The sequence below is a fragment of the Streptomyces sp. NPDC029138 genome (assembly GCF_055564375.1).
Window position 1 is genome coordinate 38,927 of the sequence record NZ_JBVHWM010000039.1, and the last position, 14,506, is coordinate 53,432.

The following is a 14,506-nucleotide window of genomic DNA, read 5'->3' on the forward strand; positions in this document are numbered from 1 at the left end:
CCCCGGGGCACTGGGGCACAGGGAGCGGTCTCAGTGCCCGTGGACGGCGTTCGTCGCCTCGATCTTCTTCCAGGACCTCGGCTGCGTCACCGCCGTACCGGTCTTCGCCAGGCTCCGTACCGCCGGCGCGGCCGGCTTCGTCGGCTGGAACAGCCAGGTGTCGAACAGCGCGGCCAGCGGCTTGCCGGACACCCGCTCCGCGTACTTCTGGAAGTCGGCCACCGAGGCGTTGCCGTACGCGTGCTCCTTCGGCCAGCCCTTCAGGATCGCGAAGAACGCGTCGTCACCGATCTCGTTGCGCAGCGCCTGGATGGCGAGGGCGCCCCGGTCGTAGACGGCGGCACCGAACTGCTCGTCCGGGCCCGGGTCGCCGGGCTCGACCGTCCAGAAGGCGTCGTCGGCCGGGTGCGAGGCGTACACGTAGTCGGCGAGTTCCTGCGCGGTGCCCTCGCCCTCGTGCTCGGACCACAGCCACTGTGCGTACCGGGCGAAGCCCTCGTTGATCCAGATGTCCTTCCAGGCCGCGATCGACACGTCGTCGCCGTACCACTGATGGGCCAGCTCGTGCACGACCACCGAGGTGTTGGAGCCGTTCGCGAACTGGCGCGGGCTGTAGTAGACACGGGTCTGCGTCTCCAGCGCGTAGCCGGTGGTGGTGTTCGGCACATAGCCGCCCGCCGAACTGAACGGATACGGCCCGAAGTAGCCGCTCAGCCAGTCCACGATCTCCCCGGTGCGCTCCACGCCGGCCCGCGCGGCCCCGTCGTTGTCACCGAGGTCCTTGCTGTAGGCGTTGATGACGGGCACCCCTCCGTCGGAGGTGCTGGTGGTGATGTCGAACCTGCCGACCGCGAGTGTGGCCAGATAGGTCGCCTGCGGCTTGTTCTGCCGCCAGTTGTAGCGGGTCCAGCCCAGCTTCGACGCGGTCGACTGGAGCGTGCCGTTGGAGATGGCCTGGGTGCCGTCCGGCACGGCCACCGAGACGTCGTAGGTGGCCTTGTCGCCCGGGTGGTCGTTGCTCGGGAACCACCACCAGGCCGCCTCGGGCTCGTCGGCGGCCACCGCGCCGTCCGGCGTGCGGTGCCAGGTGGAGAAGCCGTAGGCGCTCTTCGTCGAGGGCACCCCGCTGTAGCGGACCACGACCGTGAGCGCGGTGCCCTTGGCCAGCGGGGTCTTCGGGGTGACGACCAGTTCGTGCTGGCCGGACGTCGAGAAGGACGCCTTGGTGCCGTTGACCCGCACCTCGCTGACGTCCAGCAGGAAGTCCAGGTCGAAACTGGACAGATCCTGGGTGGTCTTCGCCAGGATCGTCGCCGTGCCCTGCAACTCGTCCGTCTTCGGCTGGTACTGGAGCCTCAGGTCGTAGTGCGAGACGTCGTAACCGCCGTTGCCGTAGTTCGGGTAGTAGGGGTCGCCGATGCCCGGTGCGCCGGGGGAGAAACTCGCGGCCGATGCCGGGATCGCCAGCAGGAGGGAGGCCGCCGCGAGCGCGCCCGGTGCGATGATTCTGCGGTGCACGTCAGCTCCAAGTCGTAGGGACTGTGCGTCCGTTCGGAGATCTGTCCGGAGCCTATTCAGTCCCTGTGGCCACTGACCTGTCCATGACCCCTGCTGTCACACGATCGCCATTCAGCCGTCACGCGCACCGGAAAGCCTTCTTCTGTACGGGCGTTGACGGGAGTACCGTCCGCGCATGCCGAAACGCACGCGCTCCACGATCTGGAGAACGCTCGTCACCGCTGCCGTCGCCGCTCTGACGGCCACCTTCCTCACCCCGGCCGCCGCCCAGGCCGTGCCCCGGGAGAGCCGGCCCGTCTACTCCTACGCCGACGCCGTCCGCGAGTCCGTGTGGGTGGACACGGGCCTCGACGAGGACGGCGACGGACGGACCGACCGCGTCGCCGCCGACATCGTCCGGCCCGCCGAACCCGCCCGGCAGGGCCGCAAGGTGCCGGTCATCATGGACGCCAGCCCCTACTACTCCTGCTGCGGGCGCGGCAACGAGAGCCAGCGCAAGACGTACGACGCCGAGGGCCACGTCGTCCAGATGCCGCTGTTCTACGACAACTACTTCGTGCCCCGCGGCTACGCGTTCGTCGGCGTTGACCTCGCCGGCACCAACCGCTCCGACGGCTGCGTCGACGTCGGCGGCCGGTCCGACATCCTGTCCGCCAAGGCCGTGGTCGACTGGCTGAACGGCCGCGCCCGGGCCTACACCAGCCGCACGGGCGGCACCCCGGTGACGGCCGGCTGGACCAACGGCAGAACCGGCATGATCGGCAAGAGCTGGGACGGCACCATCGCCAACGGCGTCGCCGCCACCGGCGTCAAGGGCCTCAGGACGATCGTCCCGATCAGCGCGATCTCCTCCTGGTACGACTACTACTTCGCCCAGGGCGCTCCGCTCTACGACGGCGGCCCCGACGAGCTGGCCGGCTACGTCGAGAGCGCCGACGCGCAGGCCCACTGCGCGGCCGTACAGAAGAAGCTCGCCGACGGCAGCCCGCGCAGCGGCGACTGGACCCCGCTGTGGACCGAGCGGGACTACGTCAAGGACGCGGCGAAGGTGCGCGCCAGTGTGTTCCTGGTGCACGGGATGCAGGACCTCAACGTCCGCACCAAGCACTTCGGCCAGTGGTGGGACACCCTCGCCCGGCACGGCGTGGAGCGCAAGATCTGGCTCTCCCAGACCGGGCACGTGGACCCCTTCGACTACCGGCGCGGCGCCTGGGTCGACACCCTGCACCGCTGGTTCGACCACGAACTCCTCGGCTACGACAACGGTATCGACCGTGAGCCGACGGCCGACATCGAACGCCACCCCGACCGGTGGGTCACCTCCGCCGTCTGGCCCCCGCGCGGCACCCGCCCCGCCGTCCTGCACCCGGCCGCCGGCAGCCGGGCCGGCGTCGGCACGCTCGGCCTGCGCCCGGGCACCGGCACCGAGAGCTTCACGGACGACCCGGCACTGAGCGAGACCGACTGGGCCGCGCGCCTCACCACGGCGACCCCGGAGAAGGCCGGGTTCCTCACGGCGCCGCTCACCCGGGACCTGCGTCTGTCCGGCTCCTCCACGGTGACCGTCACCGCGACCCCGACGACCGGCTCCGCCCATCTGACCGCCGTGCTGGTCGACGTCGGCCCGGACACCATCCGTGACTACGCCGACCGCGCCGAGGGCATCACCACCCTCACCGAGCGCAGCTGCTGGGGCGCGAGCACCGCCGGGGACAGCGCCTGCTTCAAGGAGACCGCGGCGAAGACGGCCGCCGTCGACTACACCGTGGTCAGCCGTGGCTGGGCCGACCTCGGCCACTACGCCTGGCCGGCCGACGGTGTCCCGCTCACGCCGGGCAGGGCGTACACGATCACCCTGGACCTCGCGGCCACCGACCACGTCGTCCCCGCGGGACACCGGCTCGCGCTGATCGTCGCCGGTACGGACAAGGATCTCATCGACCCTCCGTCCAGCCGGCCCACGCTCACCGTGGACCTCTCCCGTACGAAGGCGACGGTGCCCGTGGTGGGCGGTGCGGGGGCGTTCGCCGGCGCTGCGTCCGGCGGCGGTGGGGCTCCTGCGCCGACAGCGCTGGACGGCGTCGGGGCACCGCGTACCGTTCGGCACGTTCCGGCGAGCTGACGGGTCAGTGCCGGTCGGCTGCGCCGGCTGCGGGGTGGGCTGGTCGTGGTCTCCCGCTCCGGGCAGTCGTGGGCCGGTCGCGCAGTTCCCCGCGCCCCTTGGGGTGGCTGGTCGGCGGGTTCTGTTGCGGGTTGTCGTGGGCTGGTCGCGCAGTTCCCCGCGCCCCTGGGGAGTTGCACGGCCGCGCCTTCGGACGCTCAGGGGTCGGGAACGCCACCTCGGCTCCTGCCGACCGCTCGCTCAGGTCGTCGGGAATGCCAACTCGGCCGCTTCCCGGGCGCAGCCCCACGCCACCGTGACGCCCGCGCCGCCGTGGCCGTAGTTGTGCACCAGGACGCGGCCGTCCGGGAGGGGCTGTCGGTCCAGTCGTACCGCCTCCCGGGCCGGCCGCAGTCCCACCCGGTGTGTCAGGACGCGCGCCCCGGCGATCTCCGGCCGGACGGCCGCGCAGCGGGCCACGATCGCCTCGGCCGTGGCCGGGTCCGGCTCCAGCGACCAGTCGTCCTCCTCGGCCGTGCCGCCCAGGAGCAGCCGGCCCGGCTGCGGAATGAAGTAGGTGGAGGCGGCCGAGGAGTGGTCGACCGAGGTGAACCAGTTGGTGACGCCCGGGTTCTCCACCACGACCAGCTGCCCGCGCACCGGCCGCACCGCCGGGTCCGGCACCAGGGAGCGGGCCCCGAGACCCGTGCAGTTGATCACCACGGGGGCGGGCACGGCGGTAAGGTCGGTCACCTCACGGACCTCCACCGTGCCTCCCCCGGACTTCGTCCAGGCGGACCCCCATCCCGCTTCGCTCGCCTTCTCCAGCCGCTCACGCAGCCAGGCCAGATGCACCGGCATGTCGATCACCGGAAGCCGCGCCGCCAGCCCTTCGGCCACCGCCCGCAGCCCCGGCACCCGGCCCGCCCACGCTCCCAGCTCGTCCAGCCGGGTCCCGTGGTGCACGCCGTCGACCAGGCGCACCCCCGTCTCCTCCGGGCGGCCGGCCGACTCCTCGTACACGCCGAGGGATTCCAGCGCCCACGCGCCCGCCAGCGGCTCGGGTTCGATGCGGTACGGCCACCACAGGCCACCGGCGACCGCCGAGGTCGTCCGCTCGGCCGGCTCCCGCGCCCACACCCGCACCCGCCGCCCGGACTCGGCCAGCAGCACGGCCGTCGTCAGCCCGGCGATCCCGCCTCCGACCACGATCACTTCGTCACTCGGCACCCTGTCCACGCCAGGACGATAGGCCCTGCGCGGCGGGCTCCGTCAGCCCTGGGCCGCGCGGCCGGTGACCGGCGGAAAACGTGGCGGAGACGCGCGCGTGCCGCCACTAGGATCGGCGTTCTGATGACTGCCACCCTCGTTGCCAAGAACCTCGCCGCCGGACACGGCGACCGCTCCCTGTTCTCCGGGCTCGACCTGGTCGTCGCGCCCGGCGACGTGATCGGGCTGGTCGGCGCCAACGGCGCGGGAAAGTCGACCCTGCTGCGGATGCTCGCCGGACTCACCCCGCCCGAGCAGGGAGAACTGCGGCTGTCCCCGCCGGCCGCGACCGTCGGCCACCTGCCGCAGGAGCCGGAGCGCCGGCCGGGGGAGACCGTCCGGGAGTTCCTGGCCCGCCGCACCGGGGTCGCCGAGGCCCAGCGGGTCATGGACGAGGCCACCCAGGCGCTGGTCGACGGCGTGCCCGGCGCCGACGACGCCTACGCCGCCGCCCTGGAGCGCTGGCTCGGCCTGGGCGGCGCCGACCTGGAGGAGCGCGCGGAGGAGGTCGCCGACTCCCTCGGCCTGGCCGTGGACCTGGACCAGCCGATGACCGCCCTCTCCGGCGGCCAGGCGGCCCGCGCCGGTCTCGCCTCGCTGCTGCTGTCCCGCTACGACGTCTTCCTCCTGGACGAGCCCACCAACGACCTGGACCTCGACGGCCTGGAGCGTCTGGAACGCTTCGTCACCGGACTGCGCGCGGGCACGGTCGTCGTCAGCCACGACCGCGAGTTCCTCGCCCGCACGGTCACCAAGGTGCTCGAACTCGACCTCGTCCAGCGGCAGATCAACCTCTACGGCGGCGGCTACGACGCCTACCTGGAGGAGCGCGAGGTATCCCGTCGGCACGCGCGCGAGGAGTACGAGGAGTACGCCGACAAGAAGGCGGCTTTGCAGGACCGCGCGCAGATGCAGCGGGCCTGGATGGACAAGGGCGTGAAGAACGCCCGCCGGAAGGCCGGCGGCGACAACGACAAGATCGGCCGCAAGTTCCGCAGCGAGGCCAGCGAGAAGCAGGCCGCCAAGGCCCGGCAGACCCAGCGCATGATCGAGCGCCTGGACGTGGTGGAGGAGCCGCGCAAGGAGTGGGAGCTGCGCATGGAGATCGCGTCCGCGCCGCGCTCGGGCGCGGTCGTGGCGACGCTGCGGGACGCCGAGGTGCGGCGCGGCGACTTCACCTTCGGCCCGGTCTCCTTGCAGATCGACTGGCCGGACCGGATCGCGGTGACGGGCGCCAACGGTTCAGGGAAGTCCACCCTGCTCGGCGCGCTGCTGGGCCGCGTCCCGCTCGACTTGGGCCACGCGACCCTCGGCTCCGGGGTCCTGGTCGGCGAGGTGGACCAGGCCCGGGGGCTGTTCCACGGCCCCGAGACCCTGCTCGACGCCTTCTGCGCCGCCGTTCCCGACACGGAACCGGCGGAGGTCCGCACCCTGCTGGCCAAGTTCGGCCTGAAGTCCGGCCATGTGCTGCGCCCGGCCGCGACCCTCTCCCCGGGCGAACGCACCCGCGCCGCGCTCGCCCTGCTCCAGGGCCGGGGCGTCAACCTCCTCGTCCTCGACGAGCCGACGAACCACCTCGACCTGCCGGCCATCGAGCAGCTGGAGTCGGCCCTCGACGCCTACACGGGCACCCTGCTCCTGGTCACCCACGACCGGCGCATGCTGGACGCGGTCCGGGTGACCCGGCGCCTGGAGGTCGCCGACGGCAAGGTGACGGAGCGCTAGCTCCGCGCGCCGCGGCTTCCTTCACCGCCCGTTCCACCCGGTCGACGTGGTCGGGGCCGTGGGGTGCCGCACCGGTGATCCACAGAGGCGTTGTGCGGGGCGGGGCCGGGCGAGGTGAGCCGCCCGGTCCCGCCCCGCTCGTCAGCGCTTCTTCGGGTCCAGCAGGCCCGCGCGGCGCAGCGCGTCCGCCATCGCGCTGTTGGCCGGTGCCGGGGCCTGTCGGCCGCCGCGGTCACCGCCGCCGCCCTGCCCCTGCCCGCCGCCCTGCCGCTGCTGGGGCGGACGGGTGCCGCCGCGCTGCTGTCGGCCGCCGCCGCCCTGGCCCTGCGGGGCGGCCTCGTCGTCCAGACGCAGCGTCAGCGCGATCCGCTTGCGCGGAATGTCGACGTCCAGGACCTTCACCTTGACGATGTCGCCGGGCTTGACGACATCGCGCGGGTCCTTGACGAACGACTTCGACATCGCCGACACGTGCACCAGACCGTCCTGGTGGACACCGACGTCCACGAACGCGCCGAAGGCGGCCACGTTGGTGACCACGCCCTCCAGCACCATCCCGGCGGACAGGTCGGAGATCTTCTCCACGCCCTCCTTGAAGGTGGCCGTCCGGAACGCGGGACGCGGGTCGCGGCCCGGCTTCTCCAGCTCCTTGAGGATGTCGGTGACGGTCGGCAGACCGAAGGTGTCGTCCACGAAGTCGGCCGGCCGCAGCGAGCGCAGCACGCCCGTGTTGCCGATGAGGGACGCCACCTCCTGGCCCGTGGTCTTCACCATGCGGCGCACCACCGGGTAGGCCTCGGGGTGCACGCTGGAGGCGTCCAGCGGGTCTCCGCCGCGGATGCGCAGGAAGCCCGCACACTGCTCGTACGCCTTGGGGCCGAGCCGCGCCACCTTCTTCAGCTCGGAACGGGACGTGAACGGACCGTTCTGGTCCCGGTGGGCGACGATGTTCTCCGCCAGCCCGGCCGAGATGCCCGACACCCGCGCGAGGAGCGGCACGGACGCCGTGTTGACGTCCACGCCGACGCCGTTCACACAGTCCTCGACGACCGCGTCCAGCGAGCGGGACAGCTTCACCTCGGACAGGTCGTGCTGGTACTGGCCGACGCCGATCGACTTCGGGTCGATCTTCACCAGCTCGGCCAGCGGGTCCTGAAGGCGCCGGGCGATGGAGACCGCGCCGCGCAGCGACACGTCCATGTCCGGCAGCTCCTGCGAGGCGTACTGCGACGCCGAGTACACCGACGCGCCCGCCTCCGACACCATCACCTTCGTGAGCTTCAGCTCCGGGTGCTTCGCGATGAGTTCACCGGCGAGCTTGTCGGTCTCGCGGGACGCCGTGCCGTTGCCGATGGCGATCAGCTCGACCGCGTGCCGCTCGGCGAGCCGCGCCAGCTTGGCGAGCGCCTCGTCCCACCTGTTGGCCGGGACGTGCGGGTAGATCACGTCCGTGGCGACGACCTTGCCGGTCGAGTCGACCACGGCGACCTTCACGCCCGTGCGGAAACCCGGGTCCAGGCCGAGCGTCGCTCGGGTGCCCGCCGGGGCGGCCAGCAGCAGGTCCCGCAGGTTCGCGGCGAACACGTTCACCGCCTCGTCCTCGGCGGCCGTCCGCAGTCTGAGGCGGATGTCGATCCCGAGGTGGACCAGGACGCGGGTGCGCCAGGCCCAGCGGACCGTGTCCGTCAGCCACTTGTCGGCCGGGCGGCCCCGGTCGGCGATCCCGAACCGGTTCGCGATGATGCCCTCGTACGAGGACGGGCCCTCCGTGGGCTCCTCCGGCTCCAGGACGAGGTCCAGGACCTCCTCCTTCTCGCCGCGCAGCATCGCCAGGACGCGGTGCGAGGGCAGTTCGGTGAACGGCTCGGCGAAGTCGAAGTAGTCGGCGAACTTGGCGCCCGCCTCCTCCTTGCCCTCCCGCACCTTCGCGGCCAGCCGCCCCCGCACCCACATGCGCTCGCGCAGCTCGCCGATCAGGTCGGCGTCCTCGGAGAACCGCTCGGTGAGGATCGCCCGCGCGCCCTCCAGAGCGGCCTGCGGATCGGCGACGCCCTTGTCCGCGTCCACGAACGCGGCGGCGGCCGCCGACGGTTCGACCGTCGGGTCGCCCAGCAGCCCCTCCGCGAGCGGCTCCAGGCCCGCCTCGCGCGCGATCTGCGCCTTGGTGCGCCGCTTGGGCTTGTAGGGGAGGTAGATGTCCTCCAGACGCGCCTTCGTCTCGGCGCCTCGGATCCGCGCCTGAAGCTCCTCGGTGAGCTTGCCCTGCTCCCGCACCGACTCCAGGATCGCGGTCCGCCGCTCCTCCAGCTCCCGCAGATAGCGCAGCCGCTCCTCGATGGTGCGCAGCTGCGCGTCGTCGAGCATCTCGGTCGCTTCCTTGCGGTAGCGAGCGATGAAGGGCACGGTCGAACCGCTGTCGAGCAGTTCCACCGCGGCCTTCACCTGCCGCTCCCGTACGCCGAGCTCCTCGGCGATCCTGCCTTCGATGGACCCTGCTCCGAGGGACCCGGGTGTCGTCACGATCCCGTACCGCCTTCTCCACTGAGGTTGCGCGGCAATTGTGGCAGGTGACACCGACAACCGGGGATCAGGGCGGCACCCGGCGGGGCGCCGGGCCCGGCGTCAGGCCCGGCTCCCGCGCGCGGAGGACGATGCTCCGCCGAACAACCGGGCGAGCGCCCGGAACGGCAGCGTGACCACCGTGGCGATGGCGCCGCCGATCTGCCGCAGTACGTCTGCGATGGCACGGAACACGGAACGATCTCCTTTCGTCGGGGTTCTCGTCACCCCGGGTACCTCCGGACGGCGCGGGAAACCCGGGGCAGCACTCGGGAATCCCGGAACCCCATGGCAGAAAAGGTGGGAAATCCGTCGTTGCTGCCGCGCGCGGGGCCGCCCAGAATCGAGGTCATGACGCAGCGAACGGTCCTCGTCACCGTCTTCGACGGCGTGCAGAGCCTCGATGTCACCGGCCCCATGGAGGTCTTCGCGGGCGCTGAGAAGCACACCCCGGGCTCGTACCGGATCCGCACGGCCTCCGTGGACGGCGGGCCCGTGCGCACCTCCAGCGGGCTGACCGTCGTACCGGACGGGTCCCTGGCGGACACGGCGGACCCGCACACCCTGCTGGTCCCCGGCGGGGAGGGCACCCGCGACCCCGATCCGCGGCTGGTGGAGTGGCTGCGCGCGCACGGCCCGCGGGCCCCGCGCCTGGTCTCCGTGTGCACCGGCGCGATCCCGCTGGCCCGGGCCGGGCTCCTGGACGGCCGGCGTGTCACGACGCACTGGGCGTACTGCGACAAGCTCGCCCGGGACCACCCCGCCGTCCGGGTCGACCCCGATCCGATCTTCGTCCGGGACGGGCACGTGGCCACCTCGGCCGGCGTCACCGCGGGCATCGACCTCGCCCTCGCGCTGGTGGAGGAGGACCTGGGCCGGGAGGCGGCACTGACGGTCGCCCGTCATCTCGTGGTGTTCCTGCGCAGACCGGGCAACCAGGCCCAGTTCAGCGCCCAGTTGGCCGTCCAGACGGCCCGCCGCGAACCCCTCCGGGACGTCCAGCAGTGGATCACCGAGCATCCGGACGGCGACCTCGGCGTCGAGGCGCTGGCCGCCCGCGCGGCCCTCTCCCCGCGCCACTTCGCCCGCGCCTTCCAGGCCGAGACCGGCATGACACCGGGCCGCTACGTCGACCGGGTCCGCCTCGAACACGCGCGCCGCCTGCTGGAGGACACCACCGACGGCATCGAACAGATCGCCCGTGCCGGCGGCTACGGCACACCGGAGGCCATGCGCCGCGCCTTCCTGCGCACCCTGGGCGTGTCCCCGGCCGAGTACCGCCGCCGCTTCCGCCCCGCCCCCGTCACCTGACGGGCGCTCACCCACCGCACGAGACAAGGGAGTCCATGCAGATCGCCATCGTGCTCTACGACCGCTTCACCGCCCTCGACGCCGTCGGCCCCTACGAGACCCTCGGCCGGCTCCCCGACTCCGAGACCGTGTTCGTCGGAGAGCGCACCGGACCCGTCCGTACCGACACCGGGAACCTGGCGCTCACCGCCGACCGGACCCTCGCCGACGTGCCGTCCCCGGACATCGTGATCGTGCCGGGCGGCCCCGGCCAGAGCGAGCAGATGGAGAACGCCGCCCTGCTGGACTGGCTGCGCTCGGCGGACGCCACCAGCACCTGGACCACCTCGGTGTGCACGGGCTCGCTGCTGCTGGCCGTCGCCGGGCTGCTGCGGGGCCGCCGCGCCACCTCGCACTGGCTCGCCCTGGACCAGCTGCGCGGCTTCGGGGCCGAGCCGACGGGGGAGCGGGTGGTCGTGGACGGCAAGTACGTCACCGCGGCGGGGGTGTCGTCCGGCATCGACATGGGCCTGACCCTCCTCGGCGCCATCGCCGGCGACGAACACGCCCAGTCCGTCCAGCTGCTGACCGAGTACGACCCGCAGCCGCCGTACGACGCCGGTTCGCCGGAGAAGGCGCCCGCGCACCTCGTCGAGAAGTGGCGTGCCGCGAGCCGCTTCATCCTGAGGTAGACACGCTCCAGGTGAAGCGCGGCTGCCTGCGCTCCAGGAAGGCGGCGACTCCCTCCGTGACGTCGCCGCCGGCGCGCGCCTGGGCCGCCCAGTGGGCGTCACGGTCGGTGCGGCCGGCGGCGAACTCCTTGGCGGCGGCCTGGGTGAGCTGCGAACGGGACACCAGGACCCGGGTCAGTTCCGCGACCCGCTTGTCCAGTTCCCCCTCGGGCAGCACCTCGTCCACCAGACCGGTCCGGAGCGCCCGCCCGGCGTCGATCAACTCGGCCGTGAACAGCAGGTACTTGGCCGTGGCCGGACCGACCAGGGACACCAGCCGGCGGGTCGAGGAGGCCGGATAGACCACACCGAGCCGGGCCGGCGTCACCCCGAACAGCGCCCCCTCCTCCGCCAGCCGCAGATCGCAGGCCGCCGCGAGCTGCGCCCCGCCGCCCACGCAGTGGCCGCGCACCGCGGCGACCGCCGGCTTGGGGAACGCGGCCAGGGCCTCCTCGGCGGCCACGGCGAGGGCCGGTGCCTCCTGAGGTGCGTCCTGGAGCGTGGAGATGTCGGCGCCCGCGCAGAAGGTCCCGCCCTCACCGGTCAGCACCAGCGCCCGTACCCCGGGGTCACGGGCCAGCGCGTCCAGCAGCGGGGGGAGGGCCCGCCACATCGCCGTCGTCATGGCGTTGCGCTTGGCGGGATGACGGATCACCACGGTGGCGACGGAGTCGGTGACCTGGTGGGACAGCTGGGGCTCCATGCGGCGGATCGTAGCGGAGGGCTTCTCGGCGGCGGCGGGCCGAACCCGTACAACCCGACTAGTTCGCGAACCGGCGTCCGAGGGACAGGAACAGTCCCACCCTGTGACCCGGTCATGCGTAGTCGGTCAAAAAGCGTTCGATACCTGCCTACTTGTGTTCAGGTATCCGGGCTGGAGCGCATCGTTACCAACACTCGACGTGTGGTGACAATCGAGCGCGAGGGTGGCGACCGGACGATGGACAACCACGGGCGCGAGGACGGCCCGCGCCCAGCGGGGGGCGGCGACAGGCCGACGGATCCACTGCCGTACGAAGGCGTCTGGCGGTTCACCGCGGCAGCGGTGGACGCCTCGGTCCCGCAGGCCCGGCACGCGGTGCGGGACCTTTTGCTGCGCCAGGGGGTGCCGGTCTCCGACGACCTGGTGCACGGGCTGCTGCTGATCGTCTCCGAGCTGGTCACCAACGCGGTCCGGCACGCGGCGCTGCTGTCGCCGGTGCTGGCCGTGGAGGTGGCCGTCGGAGCCGAGTGGGTGCGGGTGTCGGTGGAGGACAACCACCCCTACCGCCCGACGGCTCTGGAGGCCGACCACGGCCGGACCGGCGGCCGGGGGCTGCTCCTGGTCAGCGAGGTGGCCCGGGAGGCGGGCGGGGTGGTCGACGTGGAGCACACCGCGAGCGGCGGCAAGGTGATCTGGGCCGCCCTCCCGCTCAAGCCCCCCTCACTGCCGTAGCGCCCGCCGGCCGACGGTCCGCCCCCCGCCGGACACGGGACCGCCTCACCGCCGTAGCGGCTACCAGCCGGCGGACGGGCCCGTCAGTTCCCTGATCGCCGGGCGGGCCGCGTCCAGGACGGTCATGAACCAGGCCGAGAAAGGCTCCCGGGCGTGCCGCTCGGCCAGCTCGGCCGCCGTCACGAAGGCGGCCTCGGCGACCTCCTCCGGGTCCGGCCCGAGCGGCGCCTGCACCAGGCCGACGAACAGATGGTTGAACTCCTGCTCCACCAGGCCCGAGGCGGGGTCCGGGTGGTTGTAACGGACCGTGCCGGCCTCCGCGAGCAGCGACGGCGACACGCCCAGCTCCTCGTGCGTGCGCCGGGCCGCCGCCGCGAACGGCGCCTCGCCCGGGTACGGGTGACCGCAGCAGGTGTTGGACCACACACCGGGGGAGTGGTACTTGCCGAGCGCCCGCTGCTGGAGCAGCAGCCGGCCCTGCTCGTCGAAGAGGAACACCGAGAACGCGCGGTGCAGCTGCCCCGGCGGCTGATGGGCGGCGAGCTTCTCCGCCGTACCGATCGTCACACCCTTCTCGTCGACCAGTTCCAGCAAAATCGGCTCTGCGGTGCCCTTCGACGAGCTGTGCGTCGCGGTGGCAGGTGTGATCGGCATACCCATCCTTCGCCTCGGTCTTCGCACCCCAAGTCTGCCGTACGAATCCGGCACTCCCGGCACGTCCTCGCGTCCGCGCGCGGCGCGGCAGCGGGAGCCGGACCCGGTAGATCATCGTGCCCGGAGCCGGCCGCGGGGAACCGCCCGGGGGCGCGCCGAACGGCAGTGCGTACGGTCAGTGGCACAGCCGCGCTTCGTGCTCCGCGTGCCCGCCCGGCTCCAGCTGGAAGGTGCAGTGCCCCACGTCGAAGTGATCGCCCAGGCAGCCCTGCAACTCGTGCAGCATCTTCTCGTGCCCGATGGCGTTCAGCACCTCGGAGCTGACCACCACGTGCGCCGACAGCACCGGCATGCCCGAGGTGATCGTCCAGGCGTGCAGGTCGTGGACGTCCTCCACGCCGTCCAGCGCCAGGATGTGCTCCCGGACGTCCGCCATGTCGACGCCCTTGGGGGCCGCCTCCAGCAGCACGTCCAGCGTCTCGCGCAGCAGCTTCAGCGTCCGTGGCACGATCATCAGCCCGATGACCAGCGAGGCGACCGGGTCCGCCGCCTGCCAGCCGGTGGTCAGGATCACGGCCGCCGAGATCAGCACCGCCACCGAGCCCAGCGCGTCCGCGGCCACCTCCAGGAAGGCGCCGCGCACGTTCAGGCTCTCCTTCTGCCCGCGCATCAGCAGCACCAGCGAGATCGAGTTCGCCACGAGACCGATCAGACCGAACACGACCATCAGGCCGCCCCGGGTCTGCGCGGGCTCCACGAACCGCTGGACCGCCTCGTACAGGACGTACCCGCCGACGCCGAGCAGCAGCAGACAGTTGGCCAGGGCCGCGAGGATCTCGGCGCGGGCGTAGCCGTAGGTGCGGTTGGTGCTCGCCGGGCGGTTCGCGAAGTGCACGGCGAGCAGGGCCATGCCGAGGCCCACCGCGTCGGTCGCCATGTGCGCCGCGTCCGCGATCAGCGCGAGCGAGTCCGCGACCAGGCCACCGGCGATCTCGACGACCATGACCGTGAGCGTGATGCCCAGCGCGATCCGCAGCCGGCCCCGGTACGCGGCCGTGGCCGTACCCGTGGCCGGCGCGTGGGAGTGCGCGTGCCCGTGGTCGTGCCCTGCCCCCATGACTACCGCCTTCCGTGTGGCTGCCCGGATGCCAGTGAACTACGGGGTGGGGGTATGGGGCAACGCGGCACTGAACACCGTTGTCATGTGCCGTGACCTGCGGAAAC

At 72.5% G+C, this 14,506-nt stretch carries 12 protein-coding genes; 5 read left to right on the forward strand and 7 right to left on the reverse strand.

Annotated features, from left to right (window positions below; all coding sequences use genetic code 11):
- Positions 1 to 30: 30 nt before the first annotated feature.
- Positions 31 to 1,518: a M1 family metallopeptidase gene (locus tag ACZ4WH_RS26885; RefSeq protein WP_468185000.1), complete on the reverse strand. Its 1,488-nt coding sequence runs from the start codon at positions 1,516 to 1,518 to the stop codon at positions 31 to 33.
- A gap of 175 nt (positions 1,519 to 1,693) precedes the next feature.
- On the opposite strand from ACZ4WH_RS26885, the gene ACZ4WH_RS26890 reads away from it, so the two are divergent.
- Positions 1,694 to 3,640: a Xaa-Pro dipeptidyl-peptidase gene (locus tag ACZ4WH_RS26890; protein WP_468185002.1), complete on the forward strand. Its 1,947-nt coding sequence runs from the start codon at positions 1,694 to 1,696 to the stop codon at positions 3,638 to 3,640.
- Positions 3,641 to 3,880: 240 nt separating this feature from the next.
- On the opposite strand, the gene ACZ4WH_RS26895 is transcribed toward ACZ4WH_RS26890, so the two are convergent.
- Positions 3,881 to 4,834, reverse strand: a complete 954-nt coding sequence (locus tag ACZ4WH_RS26895) for an NAD(P)/FAD-dependent oxidoreductase (protein WP_468185087.1) — start codon at positions 4,832 to 4,834, stop codon at positions 3,881 to 3,883.
- A gap of 138 nt (positions 4,835 to 4,972) precedes the next feature.
- Between ACZ4WH_RS26895 and ACZ4WH_RS26900 the strand changes: the two genes are divergently transcribed.
- Positions 4,973 to 6,613: an ABC-F family ATP-binding cassette domain-containing protein gene (locus ACZ4WH_RS26900; RefSeq protein WP_468185005.1), complete on the forward strand. Its 1,641-nt coding sequence runs from the start codon at positions 4,973 to 4,975 to the stop codon at positions 6,611 to 6,613.
- A gap of 141 nt (positions 6,614 to 6,754) precedes the next feature.
- Here ACZ4WH_RS26900 and ACZ4WH_RS26905 read toward each other — a convergent pair whose 3' ends face one another.
- Both ACZ4WH_RS26905 and ACZ4WH_RS26910 read right to left on the reverse strand, forming a co-directional pair.
- The gene (locus ACZ4WH_RS26905) at positions 6,755 to 9,133 is read right to left on the reverse strand and encodes a Tex family protein (RefSeq protein WP_468185008.1); all 2,379 of its coding nucleotides are present in this window, start codon (positions 9,131 to 9,133) and stop codon (positions 6,755 to 6,757) included.
- A gap of 102 nt (positions 9,134 to 9,235) precedes the next feature.
- Positions 9,236 to 9,367: an LPFR motif small protein gene (locus ACZ4WH_RS26910; protein WP_014676189.1), complete on the reverse strand. Its 132-nt coding sequence runs from the start codon at positions 9,365 to 9,367 to the stop codon at positions 9,236 to 9,238.
- A 156-nt stretch (positions 9,368 to 9,523) separates the two neighbouring features.
- On the opposite strand from ACZ4WH_RS26910, the gene ACZ4WH_RS26915 reads away from it, so the two are divergent.
- Both ACZ4WH_RS26915 and ACZ4WH_RS26920 read left to right on the forward strand, forming a co-directional pair.
- Positions 9,524 to 10,483: a GlxA family transcriptional regulator gene (locus tag ACZ4WH_RS26915; RefSeq protein ID WP_468185011.1), complete on the forward strand. Its 960-nt coding sequence runs from the start codon at positions 9,524 to 9,526 to the stop codon at positions 10,481 to 10,483.
- Between the two features lie 35 nt (positions 10,484 to 10,518).
- Positions 10,519 to 11,154, forward strand: coding sequence for a DJ-1/PfpI family protein (locus ACZ4WH_RS26920; RefSeq protein ID WP_468185014.1), 636 nt, complete (start codon positions 10,519 to 10,521; stop codon positions 11,152 to 11,154).
- On the opposite strand, the gene ACZ4WH_RS26925 is transcribed toward ACZ4WH_RS26920, so the two are convergent.
- Positions 11,141 to 11,896 (reverse strand): enoyl-CoA hydratase/isomerase family protein, encoded by a 756-nt coding sequence (locus ACZ4WH_RS26925; RefSeq protein WP_468185017.1) that lies wholly within the window; start codon positions 11,894 to 11,896, stop codon positions 11,141 to 11,143. The genes ACZ4WH_RS26920 and ACZ4WH_RS26925 overlap by 14 nt on opposite strands.
- A 237-nt stretch (positions 11,897 to 12,133) precedes the next feature.
- Here ACZ4WH_RS26925 and ACZ4WH_RS26930 point away from each other — a divergent pair, with 237 nt between their 5' ends.
- Positions 12,134 to 12,628: an ATP-binding protein gene (locus ACZ4WH_RS26930; RefSeq protein ID WP_468185090.1), complete on the forward strand. Its 495-nt coding sequence runs from the start codon at positions 12,134 to 12,136 to the stop codon at positions 12,626 to 12,628.
- A gap of 60 nt (positions 12,629 to 12,688) precedes the next feature.
- Here ACZ4WH_RS26930 and idi read toward each other — a convergent pair whose 3' ends face one another.
- Together idi and ACZ4WH_RS26940 are read right to left on the reverse strand one after the other, a co-directional pair.
- Positions 12,689 to 13,282: an isopentenyl-diphosphate Delta-isomerase gene (idi, locus tag ACZ4WH_RS26935; protein ID WP_468185019.1), complete on the reverse strand. Its 594-nt coding sequence runs from the start codon at positions 13,280 to 13,282 to the stop codon at positions 12,689 to 12,691.
- A 175-nt stretch (positions 13,283 to 13,457) separates the two neighbouring features.
- Entirely contained in the window at positions 13,458 to 14,399 is a 942-nt protein-coding gene (locus ACZ4WH_RS26940) for a cation diffusion facilitator family transporter (protein WP_468185022.1), read from the reverse strand.
- Positions 14,400 to 14,506 lie beyond the last annotated feature (107 nt).

What these genes read in the sequence shown, in the direction of transcription:
- ACZ4WH_RS26890 (WP_468185002.1), top strand. Translation starts at nt 1,694, where the DNA reads ATGCCGAAACGCACGCGCTCCACGATCTGGAGAACGCTCGTCACCGCT.
- ACZ4WH_RS26900 (WP_468185005.1), top strand. Translation starts at nt 4,973, where the DNA reads ATGACTGCCACCCTCGTTGCCAAGAACCTCGCCGCCGGACACGGCGAC.
- ACZ4WH_RS26915 (WP_468185011.1), top strand. Translation starts at nt 9,524, where the DNA reads ATGACGCAGCGAACGGTCCTCGTCACCGTCTTCGACGGCGTGCAGAGC.
- ACZ4WH_RS26920 (WP_468185014.1), top strand. Translation starts at nt 10,519, where the DNA reads ATGCAGATCGCCATCGTGCTCTACGACCGCTTCACCGCCCTCGACGCC.
- ACZ4WH_RS26925 (WP_468185017.1), bottom strand. Translation starts at nt 11,896, where the DNA reads ATGGAGCCCCAGCTGTCCCACCAGGTCACCGACTCCGTCGCCACCGTG.
- ACZ4WH_RS26930 (WP_468185090.1), top strand. Translation starts at nt 12,134, where the DNA reads ATGGACAACCACGGGCGCGAGGACGGCCCGCGCCCAGCGGGGGGCGGC.
- idi (WP_468185019.1), bottom strand. Translation starts at nt 13,282, where the DNA reads ATGCCGATCACACCTGCCACCGCGACGCACAGCTCGTCGAAGGGCACC.
- ACZ4WH_RS26940 (WP_468185022.1), bottom strand. Translation starts at nt 14,399, where the DNA reads ATGGGGGCAGGGCACGACCACGGGCACGCGCACTCCCACGCGCCGGCC.